Source organism: Streptomyces sp. WZ-12, from assembly GCF_028898845.1.
Lineage (GTDB): Bacteria > Actinomycetota > Actinomycetes > Streptomycetales > Streptomycetaceae > Streptomyces.
The window spans coordinates 4,314,470-4,331,111 of sequence record NZ_CP118574.1 but is presented as its reverse complement, the minus strand read 5'-3'; the positions used below and the strand labels follow the sequence as shown (position 1 = coordinate 4,331,111).

General features: G+C 70.5%; 14 protein-coding genes, 1 tRNA gene, 1 other RNA gene and 1 pseudogene. 16 read left to right on the top strand and 1 reads right to left on the bottom strand.

Features of this window, described 5'->3' with window-relative positions; genetic code table 11:
* The 8 genes from PV796_RS18430 (at position 1) to PV796_RS18395 (ending at position 7,861) form a co-directional block, all read left to right on the top strand.
* Positions 1-201, top strand: coding sequence for a hypothetical protein (locus PV796_RS18430; RefSeq protein ID WP_055584022.1), 201 nt, complete (start codon positions 1-3; stop codon positions 199-201).
* A 108-nt stretch (positions 202-309) separates the two neighbouring features.
* Complete coding sequence (locus PV796_RS18425; protein ID WP_274914406.1) at positions 310-2,433, top strand: FtsK/SpoIIIE domain-containing protein; 2,124 nt, start codon at positions 310-312, stop codon at positions 2,431-2,433.
* Positions 2,434-2,637: 204 nt separating this feature from the next.
* The gene (locus PV796_RS18420) at positions 2,638-3,102 is read left to right on the top strand and encodes a hypothetical protein (RefSeq protein WP_274914405.1); all 465 of its coding nucleotides are present in this window, start codon (positions 2,638-2,640) and stop codon (positions 3,100-3,102) included.
* A 17-nt stretch (positions 3,103-3,119) separates the two neighbouring features.
* A complete protein-coding gene (locus PV796_RS18415; RefSeq protein WP_274914404.1) occupies positions 3,120-3,389 on the top strand; it encodes a hypothetical protein in 270 nt (89 codons plus the stop codon).
* Between the two features lie 88 nt (positions 3,390-3,477).
* A complete protein-coding gene (locus tag PV796_RS18410; RefSeq protein WP_274914403.1) occupies positions 3,478-4,365 on the top strand; it encodes a bifunctional DNA primase/polymerase in 888 nt (295 codons plus the stop codon).
* A 6-nt stretch (positions 4,366-4,371) separates the two neighbouring features.
* Entirely contained in the window at positions 4,372-5,847 is a 1,476-nt protein-coding gene (locus PV796_RS18405) for an ATP-binding protein (protein ID WP_274914402.1), read from the top strand.
* Positions 5,848-6,280: 433 nt separating this feature from the next.
* Complete coding sequence (locus tag PV796_RS18400; protein ID WP_274914401.1) at positions 6,281-6,496, top strand: helix-turn-helix domain-containing protein; 216 nt, start codon at positions 6,281-6,283, stop codon at positions 6,494-6,496.
* A gap of 84 nt (positions 6,497-6,580) precedes the next feature.
* Entirely contained in the window at positions 6,581-7,861 is a 1,281-nt protein-coding gene (locus PV796_RS18395; RefSeq protein ID WP_274914400.1) for a tyrosine-type recombinase/integrase, read from the top strand.
* Positions 7,862-7,924: 63 nt separating this feature from the next.
* Here PV796_RS18395 and PV796_RS18390 read toward each other — a convergent pair.
* Positions 7,925-8,012: transfer RNA gene (locus PV796_RS18390), tRNA-Ser, on the bottom strand.
* Between the two features lie 131 nt (positions 8,013-8,143).
* Here PV796_RS18390 and ffs point away from each other — a divergent pair.
* The 8 genes and pseudogenes from ffs to PV796_RS18350 all read left to right on the top strand — a co-directional run bounded on the left by ffs (position 8,144) and on the right by PV796_RS18350 (position 16,639).
* Positions 8,144-8,242, top strand: an RNA gene (gene ffs, locus PV796_RS18385) — signal recognition particle sRNA small type.
* Between the two features lie 83 nt (positions 8,243-8,325).
* A pseudogene (locus PV796_RS18380) lies at positions 8,326-10,754 on the top strand (DNA polymerase III subunit gamma and tau).
* Positions 10,755-10,959: 205 nt separating this feature from the next.
* On the top strand, positions 10,960-11,313 hold the full coding sequence (locus tag PV796_RS18375) for a YbaB/EbfC family nucleoid-associated protein (RefSeq protein ID WP_274914399.1): 354 nt from the start codon (positions 10,960-10,962) through the stop codon (positions 11,311-11,313).
* A 77-nt stretch (positions 11,314-11,390) separates the two neighbouring features.
* Positions 11,391-11,990, top strand: a complete 600-nt coding sequence (recR, locus tag PV796_RS18370; protein WP_274914398.1) for a recombination mediator RecR — start codon at positions 11,391-11,393, stop codon at positions 11,988-11,990.
* Positions 11,983-12,645, top strand: coding sequence for a DUF5063 domain-containing protein (locus PV796_RS18365; protein WP_274914397.1), 663 nt, complete (start codon positions 11,983-11,985; stop codon positions 12,643-12,645). Before recR ends, PV796_RS18365 begins: the two co-directional genes overlap by 8 nt.
* Before the next feature lie 338 nt (positions 12,646-12,983).
* Positions 12,984-14,255: an aspartate kinase gene (locus tag PV796_RS18360; RefSeq protein ID WP_274914396.1), complete on the top strand. Its 1,272-nt coding sequence runs from the start codon at positions 12,984-12,986 to the stop codon at positions 14,253-14,255.
* Positions 14,252-15,367: an aspartate-semialdehyde dehydrogenase gene (locus tag PV796_RS18355; RefSeq protein ID WP_274914395.1), complete on the top strand. Its 1,116-nt coding sequence runs from the start codon at positions 14,252-14,254 to the stop codon at positions 15,365-15,367. Before PV796_RS18360 ends, PV796_RS18355 begins: the two co-directional genes overlap by 4 nt.
* Before the next feature lie 696 nt (positions 15,368-16,063).
* A complete protein-coding gene (locus PV796_RS18350) occupies positions 16,064-16,639 on the top strand; it encodes a SigE family RNA polymerase sigma factor (RefSeq protein ID WP_274914394.1) in 576 nt (191 codons plus the stop codon).
* The last annotated feature ends 3 nt before the right edge of the window (positions 16,640-16,642 follow it).

Genomic DNA, 16,642 nt, shown 5'->3' with positions numbered 1-16,642 from the left:
ATGTTCCAGGCCGGAGACATCGTGCACATCGTCGCCTGTGAGGACGACCCCCGCGCCGTGGGCCGACGCGGCCGGGTCATCGATGAAGTCCCGCCGGGTCCGCTCACCGACGGCCGCTGGACCGTCCACGGCGCTGGCCTGCTGATCGGTCCCTTGCTGTGCCACACGCACGAGCTGCGCAAGGTCAGCGGCCAGCGCTAGCCCCCGCGCTGCCTTCCTGCGGCGCGGGGCTCCCCACGTGATGGGTTGAGCCCCGCGCCGCTCCCGCACACCTCCCGCCCTGATCAGGGCAGTTCAGGAGATCCTGTCGTGAGCAGCAACGTCGTTCGCCTGCACAAAGACCCCACCCCCGACCCCGACCGCGAACCGGCCCCCGTGACCACGCTGACCGTGGTCCTCGACCAGCCCGCCGCACCCCCGGTCCCGCTGTGGGTCCGCTCCGGCCGTGCCCTCAAGACCGCCGTCACGCACGAGAAGACGCGCACGGCCGCCCGTGGGGTGGCCCGGCACTCCCTGTACGTCGCCGGTGGCACGCGCATCGTGGCGCGCCGGGCGTGGGACGGTCGCACTGCCGCCCGCTACGAGCGCTACATGCGCACGGCTGAAGCCGCGGGGAACATCGAGGCGGCGGCCGAGTGGGAGGAGCGCGGGCAGCGCTTCCGCGAGGCCCGTCACCGCCGCCGCATGGACCTTCTTCACTCCCCGGTCGACGCTGCCAAGAGCGTCCTGGTCGGCACCTGCATGGGCGTCGGTGGCCTGGTCGCCCTCGGGATCGTCCTCGCGATCGCCAACAAGGACGTCACCGACGTCATCACCCCCATCAAGGCGGTGATCGACTTCATCGCCTTGATGATCACCATCGTCCAGGTGGTGTGGCCCTACGTGATCACCCTCGGGCCGCTGTTCGCCCTGCTGGGGCTATGGGCGGTGGGCCAGCATCAACAGGCCGCACCGCAGTGGGCGCTGCCCGCCAACGTCCGCTCCAACGAGGGTGAGCCGATCACCCCGTCGATCGTGGTCAAGGCCCTGCGGGACCTCGGGGTGCCCGCGCTACGCAACGCCATCAAGGAGATGGGCGACTCCGGCGCCTCGATGCTCGGCCCGATCACCATCGCCGGGTGCGGCGTCGAAGTCGACGTCACCCTGCCCTCCGGAGTGTCGACGAACGAGGTGCAACAGCGCCGCCGCAAGCTCGCGGAGAACCTGAGCCGGCACGAGCACGAAGTGTTCATCACCATCCCGACCGCAGCCCGCACGGTCCGGCTCTGGGTCGCCGACTCCGGTGCGCTCGATGAACCGATCGGCCCCTCTCCGCTGGTCACCGACGACACGCTGACCGCCGACTACGCCAAGGGTCGCGCCCCCTGGGGTCAGGATCTGCGCGGGGACGCGGCCGCGCTGAGCCTGTATCAGCGCCACCTGCTCATCACGGGCCTGTCCAACCAGGGCAAGACCGTCGCCTTGCGCTCCCTGGCCCTGTGGCTGGCGCTGGACCGGTCGGTGCAGTTCCTCATGGGTGACCTCAAGGGCGTGGGCGACTGGAACATGTTCGACGGGCTCGCCACGACCCTGATTCAGGGGCCGACGGATGAGCACGTGATCCAGGTGACCGAGATGGTCGAGGGCGCGGTGGACGAGATGAACCGCCGCATCCAGGCGCCGCCCGGCACCGTGTTCCCGCCGCTGATCGTGCTGGTCGACGAAGCGCAGGTGGCGTTCATGTGCCCGGCCAAGGACGCCGAAAAGCGCCCGTACGGCGGGTCGAAGGCCAACTCCCGGTACTTCATGGCCGTCCGGAAGATCCACAACCAGGGGCGAGCCGTGAACGTCCTGATGTGGCAGGGCACCCAGGACCCGACCAACGAGAACCTGCCCAAGCTCGTCCGCGAGGGCGCCCACACCCGCGCCTCCCTCGCCCTGGGCACCGAGTCGCAAGCCCGCATGGCCCTGGGGGACAAGGCCGTTGACGGAGGCGCGGCACCGAACCTGCTGCGTCCGGGGCTGGACCGGGGAACCCTGGTCGTCGCCTCCGACGGCATCACCATCCCGGCCGGACAGTCCTCCATCACAGTGCGCACGCACTACATCGACGACGACGGCGCCGAGAACCTCACCAACCGGGCCAAGGCCCTGCGCGATGGCGTCACCACCCTGCACGCCATCGCGCGAGAAGAAGAGCACGACGCGCTCGCCGACATTGCCGCCGTGGTCGGCGACGCGCCCCGCGTGCGGACAAAGGACGTGCTGGCGCGGCTCGCCACGCGGAACACGAACGCCTACGGCGGCTGGTCGTTCATCGACCTCAAGCGCGTCCTGGACGCCGCCGACGCGGAGCCGTACAAGTCCGACGGCGTCATGGTCGTCGCCCGCGACCGCATCGCCCGCGCCCTCGCCAACCGCGACGGAGACGGTTCCGCTTCCACCGCTGGATGACAGGGAGCGCACCGCCGACGGGTCAGGGAGGCAGGGAGAACTCCCTGACCGCCTCCCTGACCCACCTCCCTGGACCTGACCTGCGCAAATGATCGTTCAGGGAGTCAGGGAGGCGCGCAGGTCAGGACGCCCGAAACCCCCTCCACAGCGCCCCCGGCAGGGGGCGCCGCTGCCTCCCTGGCCCTGCGCCGGAAGGGATTCCGCATGTACCCCGAGCACGCCCGCCGCCCGCCTGCCGAGTGGGCCGTGGAAGTCCACCAGCCCACCCCCATCACCCCCGTCGCCATGACGCCGGCACCGCTCGTCCCCATCCAGCCGGACGCCTTCCCGGCCGTGGCGAGCATCGCGCTGCCCGACGGCCGCGTCGTCACCGGCTACGCCCTCGAACCCACCAAGCCCGAACAGGCCGTGGCCAAGCCGCCGGTCTCCCGCGCGGCGGTGAACATCGCTCTCGGGGGCATCGGGTTCGGCGCGGTGTGCGGCGGGCTGTTCCTGCTGACCACGTTCATCGCGGCGCTGACCACGCTGATCACACAGCTCATCACCTTCGCCGCCGTCTGCTTCGGCGGGTTCGTCGCGGTCCAGATCTTCAAGCCCAACGACGCCAAGAGCGGGACCACGTTCCACATCCGCAAGGCCGTCTTCAAGCGCAACCACTTCAACGGCTGACAGGAGACCAATCACCCATGCTCCGACTCCGTTTCAAGGTCGTCGGCTGGACCCGGCGGGCGCTGGCCCTGACCGACACGCCCCGCCCCGACTGCCCCGACTGCCAGGGCGACGGTGGCACCGCTCACGACTATGGCGACCACAACGGCGAGTACGCCGGCACTGAGTGGGAGCCCTGCACCTGCTGGAACGAGAACCGGCGGTGGGTCTTGCTGCCGCTGCCGCGCCTGCCCCGCGCGCTGCGGCGGACCCCGCCCGGCGGCTACAGCGACGAACCGCCCTTCTAGCTATGCCGAGGGCGGCGGCTCCCGGACAAGGACAGCCCGCCGCCCTCGGTCTCCGTATCCCGACGTAGCAGAACAGGAGACCTACAGCATGACATCTGACTGCAAGGCCCGAGGCCCCCGCACTGGAGATCATCCGGTAGAGGGCCACCTGTGGACCGCGTTGGACCTCGCGGCGGCCGGCGTGCCGGCGCTTCCCCTGCGGGAAGGCAAGCTACCGTTCGGCAACTGCCGAGCCTGCACGAAGAGCGCGTGCGGGGACCGGCCGCACATGAAAGCCGCCGGCCCCTGCCAGTGCCCCCGGCCGTGCCATGCCTGGGCCGCCGCCACCACCGACCCCCGCGTCCTCACCTCGCCGGCATGGGCGTCCGCGTGGCGTGAGGCGGCGGCCGTCGCCTACCACCCCGGTGGGGCGGGGCTGACGGTGGTCGACCTGGACGACGCGGCAGCCGTCGCATGGGCCCGTGAGGCCCTGCCCGCCACCCGCACGGTGCAGACGACGCGGGGCGAGCACTGGATCTACCGGGGTGCGATGCAGTCCGCGAACGCGGTGCGGCCCGACGTCGACATCAAGTCGCTCATGTCCTACGCGCGGTGGCTGGGTCCCGGAACCGGCACCATGACCGATCTGCCCGGCGCCGTGCGCGCGCTCGTCATGAAGAAGCCCTCCGCTGTCCTGCCTGCACAGTCTGTCGTCACCGTGCCCGCGCTCGCCGGGGGCGGTGAGTGCCGTCACCGCAGCCCCGCCTACCTGGACCGTGGCATCGCCATGGCCGAGCAGCGCATCACCGACGCCCCCAGCGCGGTCCACACCACCGTCTACCGGACGTTCCTCGCTGTCCTGTCCGCCCATGGCCGGTGCGGCTGCCTCACCGACGCGCACATCGCGCGTCTGTTCGCCGCCGCGCACGCCAAGGGTGAGTCGCCCCGGCACTGCACCGACGCGTGGACCAACGCCCGCGCCGCGCTGGGGCTGTGAGGTGTGATGTCCGAGGAAGAGAAGACTCCGGCCCGCGAGATCATCACCGACTACGCGCAAGCGCACTTCCGGTACTTCCGGACCGCCGACGGAACCGTGTACGCGCAGAAGAACGGCCATCCTGTGGCCCGTCCGATCCGCTCCCAGGGCACGACGGGCAGCCACCGTCAGGAACTCATGGTCGGCCTGTTCAAGGACGGGTGCGGCGTGTTCAACGGGACCGCCCTGAAGGAGGCGTTGGACTTGATCGAGGCGCTCGCGCTGACCGAGGACGTGCAGCCCGTCCACATCCGCGTCGCCCCCGGGTTCGACGGAGCGACGTGGCTGGACCTGGGCCGCGATGACGGGCAGTCGGTCCGCATCCACCCCACCGGCTGGGACATCGCCATCCCCGACCCGCGCGAGGTCTGCTGGCGGCGCACCCAGCTCACCGGCGAACTCCCCCTGCCGGCCAAGGACACCGACGGCAAGGGCATCGACCTCCTCATGAGGCTGTGCAACTTCGCCAACGCCGAGACCGAGTGCTTGGCCATCGCCTGGCTGATCGGCTGCCTTGGGCCGTCCGTGCCCGTCCCCGCCCCGTTCCTCACCGGGCCGCAGGGCGCGGGCAAGTCCTCCGGGGGCCGCATGCTCATCAGGATCATCGAGGGCATGAGCGGAGACCTGCGCCGCGCTCCGAAGGACGAGGAGAACCTCCTCGCGGCGGTGGCCGCCGGATGGATCACTGCCCTGGACAACCTCTCCCACATGACCCCGGACCTGTCCGACGCCATGTGCTGCATCGTCACCGGCGCCGAGAACGTCAAGCGCGCCCTGTTCACCGACGGAGACGTGTTCCGCGTCGGCTACCGCCGCCCCCTGCTCCTGACCGGCATCGACGTGGGCGTCATCCGGCCCGACCTCGCCGAACGGCTCCTGCCGCTGCGGCTGGAACGCCCGCCCGTCCGGCGGACCGAGGCGGAACTGTGGGCGGACTACGCGGAGGTGCTGCCGGTCGTGCTCGGGTCTCTCCTGGACCTCACGGTCCAGGTCCGCGCCGCTGAGGCGGAGACCCCCACCGACCTGCGGATGGCCGACTTCGCGCACCTGTGCGCGCAGCTCGACGCGGCAACCGGCCTGGGAGCGCTGAGCGCCTACCGGGCCAGCCTGGATGACCTCAACGACGACGTCATCGAGGGCGATCTCCTTGCGCAGACGGTGCTGAAGCACGCTGACAGCATCGAAGCGGGCGCAGAGCAGCGCATGACCTCCACCGAGTGGCTGCACCTCCTCAACCGCCTCTACAGCGGCGACGAACTGCGCCCCCTGCCTAAGGGCTGGCCGACCACGGGCAAAGTCCTCTCCGACCGCCTCAAGCGTCTCCAGCCGACCCTTGCGGCTCGCGGTCTGCTCATCGACACGGGCCGCACCAGCGAAGGCCGCTACCTCGAAATGGCCCGCCGGCCCACCTCGCCCCCGCATGAGCAGAGGCCGATGCTCTGACCGCGACCACGCCATCGTCTGGACAAGCAAGAGGAGCACCACCGGCCAGGCGTGCTCCTCTTGCTGTTCGGCGGCTCGCCGCCGCCTGATGGTCGTGCCGCGCAGCGGCTCCTTCTTCACGCTGTGAGGCGCACCGAACTACAACAGGCACCCCCTCTTTTGTCCTAAGAGGGAAGACGCTGCGTCATCTGCGTCATGCGGGCCGAAAAACGGCCCCTGACCTGCGGCTACAGCCATGACGCAGACGACGGTCCCTGCGTCATCCTGCGTCATCTGCGTCATTCGATGACGCAGCCCATGACGCTGCGATGACGCACCCCCAAACCGCTGCGTCACGCAAAACAGCAGGTCAGAAGCTCAAGTGACGCTGATGACGCAATGACGCAGAAATCCGCACCTCGGACAGCTCGCCCTGATCGAAGGGGATCTCTACATGGACATGGTCGACATCGCCGCTGTTGATTCCACCCTCGTCCTACTCACTGTCGAAGAGGCCGCCCGCCGACTCCGCATCGGCCGCACCACGTGCTACGCGCTCATTCGCTCCGGAGAGCTGGAGTCCATCGACATCGGTCGTCTCCGTCGCGTCCCGGCCGATGCGCCGGCCGCGTACCTTGCCCGCCGACGCTCGGCCAAACGAGCCGCTTGACGACGCCCGGGGCGGCGGCACTCCCGGACAAGGACAGCCCGCCGCCCCGGTCTCCAACCCGACACCTGAATAAGGAGTCTGCCTGTGGCAGAGGAAAAGAAGCGCACCCGTCGCGCCAACGGTGAATCCGCCATCTACCTTGGCAAGGATGGTCGTTGGCACGGTCGTGTGCCGATGGGTTACAAGGATGACGGGACGCCCTACCGCCGTCACCTGACCCGCCCGACCCGCAAAGATCTGGTCGACGAGGTCCGGCGGCTGGAAAAGCAGCGCGACGAAGGATCGGCTCAACAGCCCGGAAAGCCTTGGACCGTTGAGAAGTGGCTCCAACACTGGGTCGAGAACATTGCCAAGCCGGTCGTCAGCGAGAACACCTACGACGGCTACGAGGTCGCGGTTCGAGTGCACCTCGTTCCTGGTGTGGGCAAGCACCGCATCGACCGTCTGGAGCCGGAACACCTGGAAAGCCTCTACCGGCGAATGCAGGGCGGTGGGAGCAAGGCTGGCACCGCTCATCAGGCGCACCGAACGGTCCGAACCGCACTCGGCGAGGCGGTACGGCGTGGTCACGCGGCGAAGAACGCCGCCGCGCTAGCTAAGCCCCCGCGAGTCGAGGAAGACGAGACCGAGGTAGAACCGTACTCGGTCGATGAGGTGCAGAGCCTGCTGCTTGAGGTCAACAAGCGGCGGAACAGCGCCCGATGGATGCTCGCGCTCGCGCTCGGGCTGCGACAGGGCGAGACGCTCGGACTGCGGTGGTCTGACGTCGACCTGGACAACGAGTACCTGAAGCTGCGCCGGAATCGCCTACGGCCGAAATATGAGCACGGATGCCCGGAGGTGGTGCCCTGCGGCCGGAAGGCCGGGTACTGCCCCGACCGCGTACAGGTACGTCGCGAGACCAAGAACACTAAGTCGCGCGCCGGCCGCCGCGCGGTGCCTCTGCCCGGCCCGCTGGTCGTGATGCTGCGATCACACGAGGAGACGCAGGCTCGCGAACGCGAGGCCGCCGGGAATCTGTGGGTCGAGTCGGAGTACGTGTTCACGAAGCCGTTGGGAGGGCCGCTAAGCCCGAACACGGACTACCACGATTGGAAGCGGCTACTTGAAGACGCTCAGGTCCGCGACGGTCGGCTTCATGACGCCCGTCACACCGCCGGAACGGTGCTGATGTTGCTGGGCGTCCCGGATCGGGTCATCGACCAGATCATGGGGTGGGAGCCGGGCGGCGCCGCGAGGATGCGAGCGCGGTACCTCCACGTGCCTGATCACTTGCTCAAGGAGGTGGCCAAGAAGATCGGCACAGCGATCTGGGGAGCCCCGGAGACACCCCTTGTGGACAAAGACCAGGACAACGAGGGCTGAGGAACGTCGAAGGGCCCCACCGCGAACGGTGGGGCCCTTCGACATCGTGCCCGGTGAGAGCACTGGCGGAGGATACGAGATTCGAACTCGTGAGGGGTTGCCCCCAACACGCTTTCCAAGCGTGCGCCCTAGGCCACTAGGCGAATCCTCCGCCGCAAACAATACAAGACGTTGGGGAGTGCTCGCGAACATGATCCGGGGGAGGGGGTCGGCGGGGGGATCCGGCGAGGGGGTCCGATGGGGGCGGGTCGTTTGTTGGGCGGGGGATCCGCTAATGTGGGGCGCAGCCCCTCACGTGGCGCTATCTGACTGAACTCCCCCAGGGCCGGAAGGCAGCAAGGGTAGGTCGGCTCTGGCGGGTGCGTGAGGGGCGCTTGCGTTCGCGGGTGCCGCCTTCCCCGCTCGTGAGCGGCCGGGAGCTCGGGGAAGCCCGGTTGTCAGTGGGGCCCGATATCGTCGTAAGCGTGTCGTCCCTTGCGCTGTACCGCCGCTACCGCCCCGAGTCCTTCGCCGAGGTCATCGGGCAAGAGCACGTGACCGACCCGCTGCAGCAGGCGTTGCGGAACAACCGGGTCAACCATGCGTATCTGTTCAGTGGGCCGCGCGGCTGCGGCAAGACGACGAGCGCGCGGATCCTGGCGCGCTGTTTGAACTGTGAGGAAGGTCCCACTCCGACGCCCTGCGGGACCTGCCGGTCGTGCGAGGACCTGGCGCGCAACGGGCGCGGCTCGATCGATGTGATCGAGATCGACGCCGCCTCGCACGGTGGCGTGGACGACGCCCGCGAGCTGCGGGAGAAGGCGTTCTTCGGGCCGGCCAGCAGCCGCTACAAGATCTACATCATCGACGAGGCGCACATGGTGACCTCGGCGGGCTTCAACGCCCTGCTGAAGGTCGTCGAGGAGCCGCCGGAGCACCTGAAGTTCATCTTCGCGACCACGGAGCCCGAGAAGGTCATCGGGACGATCCGGTCGCGGACGCACCACTATCCGTTCCGGCTGGTGCCGCCGGGGACGCTGCGGGAGTACCTCGCGGAGGTGTGCGGGCGGGAGGAGATCCCGGTCGAGGACGGGGTGCTGCCGCTGGTGGTGCGGGCCGGTGCGGGCTCGGTGCGTGACTCGATGTCGGTGATGGACCAGCTCCTGGCCGGGGCCGGCGCGGACGGTGTGACGTATGCCATGGCGACGTCGCTGCTGGGGTACACCGACGGGTCGCTGCTGGATTCCGTCGTGGAGGCGTTCGCGGCCGGGGACGGGGCGGCGGCCTTCGAGGTCGTCGACCGCGTCATCGAGGGCGGGAACGACCCCCGCCGGTTCGTCTCCGACCTGTTGGAGCGGCTGCGGGACCTGGTGATCCTGGCGGCGGTGCCGGACGCGGCGGAGAAGGGGCTGATCGACGCCCCGATCGATGTCGTGGAGCGGATGGCGGCGCAGGCGTCGGTGTTCGGGGCGGCGGAGCTGAGCCGGGCCGCGGACCTGGTCAATGCCGGGCTGACGGAGATGCGCGGGGCGACCTCCCCGCGGCTCCAACTGGAGCTGATCTGCGCCCGGGTGCTGCTGCCGGCGGCGTACGACGACGAGCGGTCGGTGCAGGCGCGGCTGGACCGCCTGGAGCGCGGCGCGGGCGCCGGGGCGGCGGCGCTGGCGCTGGGCGGCGGGCTGCCCGCGGGCGGCGCCGGTCCCGGTGGGGCCGTGCTGGAGTCCGGCGGGCCCGCGGTCGGGTACGCGCCGGGGCCCCAGGCGCATCCGCCGATGCCGGCCGGGCCCTCCGGACCTGCGGCGGCGCGCGCCGCCGTGCGGGGGGCGACGAGCGGCCAGGGCGCGGACGCGGGGGCCGGCGCCGGTGCCCCGGCTGCGACCGGTGCGCCTGCTGGTCCTGTTGGTTCCGGGGGTCCGGCGAGTCCTGCTGCCTCCGGTGCGGCGCCGGTCGGTCAGTCGGCCGGTCAACCGGTCGGGCAGGACGAGGGCGGCCCGCAAGCAGCGGCGGCCCCGGCCGCACCCCAGGGTGGGGCGGCGCGGCCCGGGGCGTGGCCCAGTGGCACCCGGGGTGCGACGGGTGCCGGGCAGGCGCCCGGTGCGCGGCAGCCCGGGGAGTTGGCCGTCGGCCGCGGCGCCGGGGCAGGGCGGGCAGCCCTCCGCCGCGGCGCCCAGCGCGCCCGCGGCGCCCACGCCGCCCCCCGCGCCCGCGCCCGCCCGCGCCCGGTCCCGCCGGCGGAGCTCCCGCGGCGCCGTCCGCCGCGGCGGCGCAGGGGGCCGCGCAGGCGCGGCAGCTCTGGCCGCAGATCCTGGAGGCGGTCAAGGGCCGCCGCCGCTTCACCTGGATCCTGCTGAGCCAGAACGCCCAGGTCTCCGGCTTCGACGGCACGACGCTGCAGGTCGGGTTCCCCAACGCCGGTGCCCGGGACAGCTTCGCCAACGGCGGCAGCGAGGACGTCCTCAAGGACGTGCTCGCCGACACCTTCCAGCTGCGGTGGCGGGTCGAGGCGATCGTCGATCCGTCCGGCGGGGCCAACCCGCCGTCCGGCGGCGCCCGCGGCGGCGGTGGCGGCTTCGGCGGCGGGGCGACCGGCGGCTATGGCGGTGCGCCCCAGCAGTCGGCACCGGCGCCGGCCCGGCCGAGCGCCCCGCCGGCCCCCGAGCAGGGGTCCGGCGGCGGCGGTAGCCAGGGCGCCCGGATGGCGCGCGAGGCGGTGGCCCCGTCGCCGTCCACGGGCGGCGGCCAGGGCAGCCCCGCGCCGGAGCCCTCGTACGCCCCGCCGGAGCCCCCGGTGTCGATCGAGTACGACATGCCGGCGGAGGACGACGCGGATCTCGTCGACTCCGCGCTCAGCGGCCATGAGTTGATCGTGCGGGAGCTCGGGGCGACGGTGCTGGAGGAGTTCGACAACGAGTGACGCGGGGGCGGCGACGAGCGACGTCGAGCGGTGCTGAGCGGCGCCGGGTGCGCGGCTGCGGCCCGGTGACCGCACCGCCGTCGCTGCCGTCCCGGGGGCGTACGGGGCACATCAGTGCTCCTCCCTGCGGCGTAGGGCGCCGGGCGCGCGGAACACGTAGGCTCGGGCTACCGCACAATCGTTGTCGTACGGCAGGAGTCATGTCGTGATCCCCGGTGGTCAGCCCAATATGCAGCAGCTGCTCCAGCAGGCCCAGAAGATGCAGGAGGATCTCGCGGCCGCCCAGCAGGAGCTGGCGGAGACGCCCGTGGAGGGTTCCGCGGGGGGTGGCCTGGTCAAGGCGACGGTGACCGGCTCCGGTGAGCTCAAGGGGCTGGTGATCGACCCCAGGGCGGTCGACACCGACTCCGCGGAGGACACCGCCGAGACCCTCGCCGACCTCGTTCTCGCCGCGGTCCGCGACGCCAACGCCACCGCGCAGAAGCTCCAGCAGCAGAAGCTGGGCCCGCTCGCCCAGGCGCTGGGCGGCGGCGGTGGCATCCCCGGTCTCCCGTTCTGAGGGACCCGAGGGGCCTCCCCTTCTGGGGAGTAGCCAACTAGCGTACGCAGCACGGCAGAAGAGAGAGAAGGCGTTCCGTGTATGAGGGCGTGGTCCAGGACCTGATCGACGAGTTGGGCAGACTGCCCGGCGTCGGTCCCAAGAGCGCGCAGCGGATCGCCTTCCACATCCTTCAGGCCGAGCCGACCGATGTCCGCCGGCTCGCGAACGCGCTGATGGAGGTCAAGGCCAAGGTCCGGTTCTGCACCGTGTGCGGCAATGTCGCGCAGGAGGAGCAGTGCCGGGTCTGCCTGGACCCGCGGCGCGATCCGGCGGTCATCTGCGTCGTGGAGGAGCCCAAGGACGTCGTGGCGATCGAGCGGACCCGGGAGTTCCGCGGCCGCTATCACGTCCTCGGTGGGGCGATCAGTCCGATCGAGGGCGTCGGCCCCGACGACCTGCGGATACGGGAACTCCTGGCCCGGCTCGCGGACGGCACCGTCACCGAGCTGATCCTGGCCACCGACCCGAATCTGGAGGGCGAGGCCACGGCCACGTATCTGGCCCGCATGGTCAAGCCGATGGGCCTCAAGGTGACGCGACTGGCCAGTGGGCTGCCGGTCGGAGGCGATCTGGAGTATGCCGACGAGGTCACGCTCGGGCGGGCCTTCGAAGGGAGGAGACTTCTCGATGTCTGACGCCACGCTGCACGACACGACACAGAACCCGGACGACTTCGCCGTTTCGATCTCCGACTCGATCGAGAGCTTCATCGTCGCGGTGACCGAGGTCGCCAAGGGCGATGAGCCGGACAGCGCGGTGCCCTTCCTGCTGCTGGAGGTCTCCCAACTGCTGCTCGCGGGCGGCCGGCTGGGCGCCCACGAGGACATCGTTCCCGACGAGCGTTACGAACCGGACACCGGCCCGGAGGCGGACGTGGACGAGCTGCGCGAGCGGTTCGCGCAGCTCCTCGACCCGGTGGACGTCTACTCCGAGGTCTTCGACCCGTACGTGCCGCGCAGCGAGCCGGTGGCCTGCCGGATCTCCGACGATCTCGCCGACATCATCACCGACCTGCGGCACGGGCTGGCGCACTACCGGGCGGGCCGGGTCTCCGAGGCCCTGTGGTGGTGGCAGTTCTCCTACCTCTCCAACTGGGGGCCGACCGCCTCCGCCGCCCTCCGGGCGCTGCAGTCGCTGGTCGCCCATGTCCGCCTGGACCAGCCGCTGGACGCGCTGGACGGGCTGGACACCGACACCGGCGCCGCCGGCGACGAGGAGCGGCTGGCCGAGGAGGCCGGCAAGGTCATGGCCGCGGAGATCGCCGGCCCGTTGGGGCTGCGCCGGGCGTGACTCCCGGGCCACGGGCCGTCCCGGGGGTGTGAGCTGGGTTACGTTTCCGTGTGCCGCTGGGCGGAACGGGAAGGTGCTCGCCGAGCCGGTGCGATGGAGCACCGCGCTGGACCGGAGAGGGACACGGTGTTCACGGACCGCGTTCGGCGCGCTCATCGGCCGCCGCCACCGGCGTCGGCACGAGGGCGAGTTGATCACGACGCGGGTTCGGTGTCTCACGATGCGGTAGTAGCGGGGCGGTTTCCGCCCGCTCGTTAGACTGAGCCGACCGCAGTACCCCCATATCAGGGGGTCCGGGAGGGATCCCCTCCCGCTCAAGACAGTTGCGAGGAGCGCACGTGGGCCTTGTCGTGCAGAAGTACGGCGGCTCATCCGTTGCGGATGCCGAGGGCATCAAGCGCGTCGCCAAGCGAATCGTTGAGGCCAAGAAGAACGGCAACCAGGTTGTCGTGGTGGTCTCGGCGATGGGCGACACGACGGACGAGCTGATCGATCTCGCTCAGGAAGTGTCCCCGATCCCGTCGGGGCGCGAGTTCGACATGCTGCTGACCGCCGGAGAGCGGATCTCTATGGCCTTGCTGGCGATGGCGATCAAAAACCTCGGTCACGAGGCGCAGTCCTTCACCGGCAGCCAGGCCGGCGTGATCACCGACTCCGTGCACAACAAGGCACGGATCATCGACGTCACGCCGGGCCGCATCCAGGCGTCCATCGACGAGGGCAACATCGCCATCGTCGCCGGCTTCCAGGGTGTGTCCCAGGACAAGAAGGACATCACGACGCTGGGGCGCGGCGGTTCGGACACCACCGCGGTGGCGCTGGCCGCCGCGCTGAACGCCGATGTCTGCGAGATCTACACCGACGTCGACGGCGTCTTCACCGCCGACCCCCGGGTCGTGAAGAAGGCCCGGAAGATCGACTGGATCTCCTTCGAGGACATGCTGGAGCTGGCCAGCTCCGGTTCCAAGGTGCTGCTGCACCGCTGCGTCGAGTACGCACGCCGTTACAACATCCCGATCCACGTCCGCTCGTCCTTCTCGGGGCTGCAGGGCACGTGGGTCAGCAACGAACCGCAAGGGGACCAGCCGATGGAGCAGGCAATCATCTCGGGCGTCGCGCACGACACCTCCGAGGCGAAGGTCACGGTCGTCGGGGTTCCGGACAAGCCGGGCGAGGCCGCGCGGATCTTCCGTGCCATCGCCGACTCCGAGGTCAACATCGACATGGTCGTCCAGAACGTGTCGGCGGCCTCCACCGGCCTGACGGACATCTCCTTCACGCTGCCGAAGGCCGAGGGCCGCAAGGCCGTCGCGGCCCTGGAGAAGACCCGGGCCGCGGTCGGTTTCGACTCGCTCCGCTACGACGACCAGATCGCCAAGATCTCGCTGGTCGGCGCGGGCATGAAGACCAACCCCGGCGTCACCGCCGCGTTCTTCGAGGCGCTGTCCAACGCGGGCGTGAACATCGAGCTCATCTCGACCTCCGAGATCCGCATCTCGGTCGTCACCCGGGCCGATGACGTCAACGAGGCCGTCCGGGCCGTGCACAGCGCCTTCGGGCTCGACAGCGAGAGCGACGAGGCGATCGTCTACGGCGGCACCGGGCGATGATTCCGGCCGAGGCGGGCCGTCCGTCCCTCGCCGACACGGCGGGGACGGGGGCCCGCCCGGTCACCAAGCCGCATCTCGCGATCGTCGGCGCCACCGGTGCCGTCGGCCGGGTGCTGCTCGGGATCCTCTCCGAGCGGGCCGACATCTGGGGCGAGATCCGGCTGATCGACTCCTCCCGTTCGGCCAGTCACGGGCTGACCGTGCGGGGCGAGGAGATCGAGGTCGTCGAGCTGAGCGAGGACGCCTTCGACGGCATCGACGTCGCGATGTTCGACGTGCCGGACGAGATCGCCGCGCGATGGGCGCCGGTCGCGGTGTCCAAGGGCGCGGTGGTGGTGGACAATTCGGGCGCGTTCCGGGGAGACCCGGACGTGCCCCTGGTCGTGCCCGAGGTCAACGGGTGCGCGGCGCGGATCCGGCCGCGCGGGATCATCGCCAATCCGCACTGCACCACGCTGTCGATGATCGTCGTGCTCGGTGCGCTGCACGCCGCGTACGGGCTGAGCGAGTTGGTCGTCTCCTCTTACCAGGCGGCGTCCAGCGCCGGGCGGGCCGGCACCGAGACGCTGCGGGCGCAGCTCGCGATGGTGTCCGGCGAGGAACTGGGCGCCGCGCCGGGCGATGTGCGGCGGGCGGTCGGCGACGCCCTCGGGCCGTTTCCGGCGCCGCTCGCCCTCAACGTCGTGCCGTGGGCGGGCTCGCTCCAGGAGGACGGCTGGTCCTCGGAGGAGCTGACGATCCGCGAGGAGTCCCGGAAGGTGCTCGGGCTGCCGGAGCTGCCGGTCACCGCGACCTGCGTGCGCGTCCCGGTGGTCACCGGGCACTCGATGGCGGTGCACGCGCGCTTCGAGAAGGAGATCACGGTCGCCGGGGCGCACGAGATCCTGGCGGTCGCCCCCGGGGTCGTGCTCTGCGACGACCCGGCCGAGGGCGAGTACCCGACCCCGTCGGACGTGGCGGGGACGGACCCCACCTGGGTGGGGCGGGTGCGGCGGTCGTTGGACGATCCGCGGGCGCTGGAGCTGTTCGTGTGCGGGGACAACCTCCGCAAGGGGGCGGCGCTGAACGCGGCGCAGATCGGGGAGTTGGTGGTGGGGGATACCGGGGCGTAAGGGACTTAAGGGTCTCCGGGGGTGGGTGGCGTTGGTCACGGCGTGCGCTCCGCGGGGGCTGAAGTGCGGGCCGGAGGCGGCGATTTGCCGTTTGCGTTTTGCGATGTGTGGGGCGTGATGGGTGGTTTGCGGACGCGGTTCGAGATTTGTGGGCTTTGTTTCGGAAGTCGGGATTTGGGTGGCACCGATACGGGGCGTTTTGGGGGCGGCGCGGGCCAGTTTCCGTTGCGGGGGCGGCAGTTGGCGGGAGTGGCTGCGGCGGGGTGGGGGCCTGCGACATAATTTGTGGGCCGTGTGAAGATTTGGTGTATGGAGTGCTGGTACGGACCACTTGATCTGGGCTGATGTTCTGTTCGATCATTCGCATCCCGTGACGCTGCAACCGGTGAGCCGGTGGGCGGCGTCTCTCCGGATCGCCCCCTTGGATGGTCCGTGGTGTGCGCGGGCCGCTTCCGGGGCCCTGGGGTGGCGGGACGATTGCGACAGGGCAGTCGTATCAGGGCAATTGGGGCGTTTGAAAGAGTTGGTGCGCATGAGGGCATTTGACGCATCGCCACAAGCGGGGCCTTGCGCGTACAACCCTTTTGGGGGGAAGCGTGTCCAACAGGCGTGGCAGAGGTACTCGGATTCACCATCGCCCCGGTGGCAGGGGCAGGCGCGGCAGTGCGCCCCCAGCGCCCACGGGTGCCCGGGGGGATGCCGGTGATCGCCCCCTGGTCCGCCGCGCGCCCCGCGCAGTTGTCGACACAGCGTGGGGACACTGACGACGCGATGGCAGCCGGCACCACAGTCGACCACCTCACCGAGACCTATCGCGCGCACTACCGCTCACTTCTCGGCCTGGCCGCCCTGCTGCTCGACGACACCGCCTCCTGCGAGGACGTCGTGCAGGAGGCGTTCATCCGCGTGCACTCCGCCCGCAACCGGGTGCGCGACCCCGAGAAGACGCTGGCGTACCTGCGGCAGACGGTCGTCAACCTCTCGCGCTCCGCGCTGCGCCGCCGGATCCTCGGGCTGAAGCTGCTCTCCAAGCCGATGCCCGACATGGCGAGCGCCGAGGAAGGCGCGTACGACCTGCTGGAGCGGGACCAATTGATCAAGGCGATGCGCGGCTTGCAGCGCCGCCAGCGCGAGGTGCTGGTGCTCCGCTACTTCGCGGACATGACGGAGGCTCAGGTCGCCGAGACGCTGGGGATATCGCTCGGCTCGGTGAAGGCCTACGGCTCGCGGGGAATCGCGGCGCTCCGCGTCGCCATGGAGGCTCCGGCGTGAGTG

What these genes read in the sequence shown, in the direction of transcription:
- PV796_RS18430 (WP_055584022.1), top strand. Translation starts at nt 1, where the DNA reads ATGTTCCAGGCCGGAGACATCGTGCACATCGTCGCCTGTGAGGACGAC.
- PV796_RS18420 (WP_274914405.1), top strand. Translation starts at nt 2,638, where the DNA reads ATGTACCCCGAGCACGCCCGCCGCCCGCCTGCCGAGTGGGCCGTGGAA.
- PV796_RS18415 (WP_274914404.1), top strand. Translation starts at nt 3,120, where the DNA reads ATGCTCCGACTCCGTTTCAAGGTCGTCGGCTGGACCCGGCGGGCGCTG.
- PV796_RS18410 (WP_274914403.1), top strand. Translation starts at nt 3,478, where the DNA reads ATGACATCTGACTGCAAGGCCCGAGGCCCCCGCACTGGAGATCATCCG.
- PV796_RS18405 (WP_274914402.1), top strand. Translation starts at nt 4,372, where the DNA reads ATGTCCGAGGAAGAGAAGACTCCGGCCCGCGAGATCATCACCGACTAC.
- PV796_RS18400 (WP_274914401.1), top strand. Translation starts at nt 6,281, where the DNA reads ATGGACATGGTCGACATCGCCGCTGTTGATTCCACCCTCGTCCTACTC.
- PV796_RS18365 (WP_274914397.1), top strand. Translation starts at nt 11,983, where the DNA reads ATGTCTGACGCCACGCTGCACGACACGACACAGAACCCGGACGACTTC.
- PV796_RS18355 (WP_274914395.1), top strand. Translation starts at nt 14,252, where the DNA reads ATGATTCCGGCCGAGGCGGGCCGTCCGTCCCTCGCCGACACGGCGGGG.
- PV796_RS18350 (WP_274914394.1), top strand. Translation starts at nt 16,064, where the DNA reads ATGCCGGTGATCGCCCCCTGGTCCGCCGCGCGCCCCGCGCAGTTGTCG.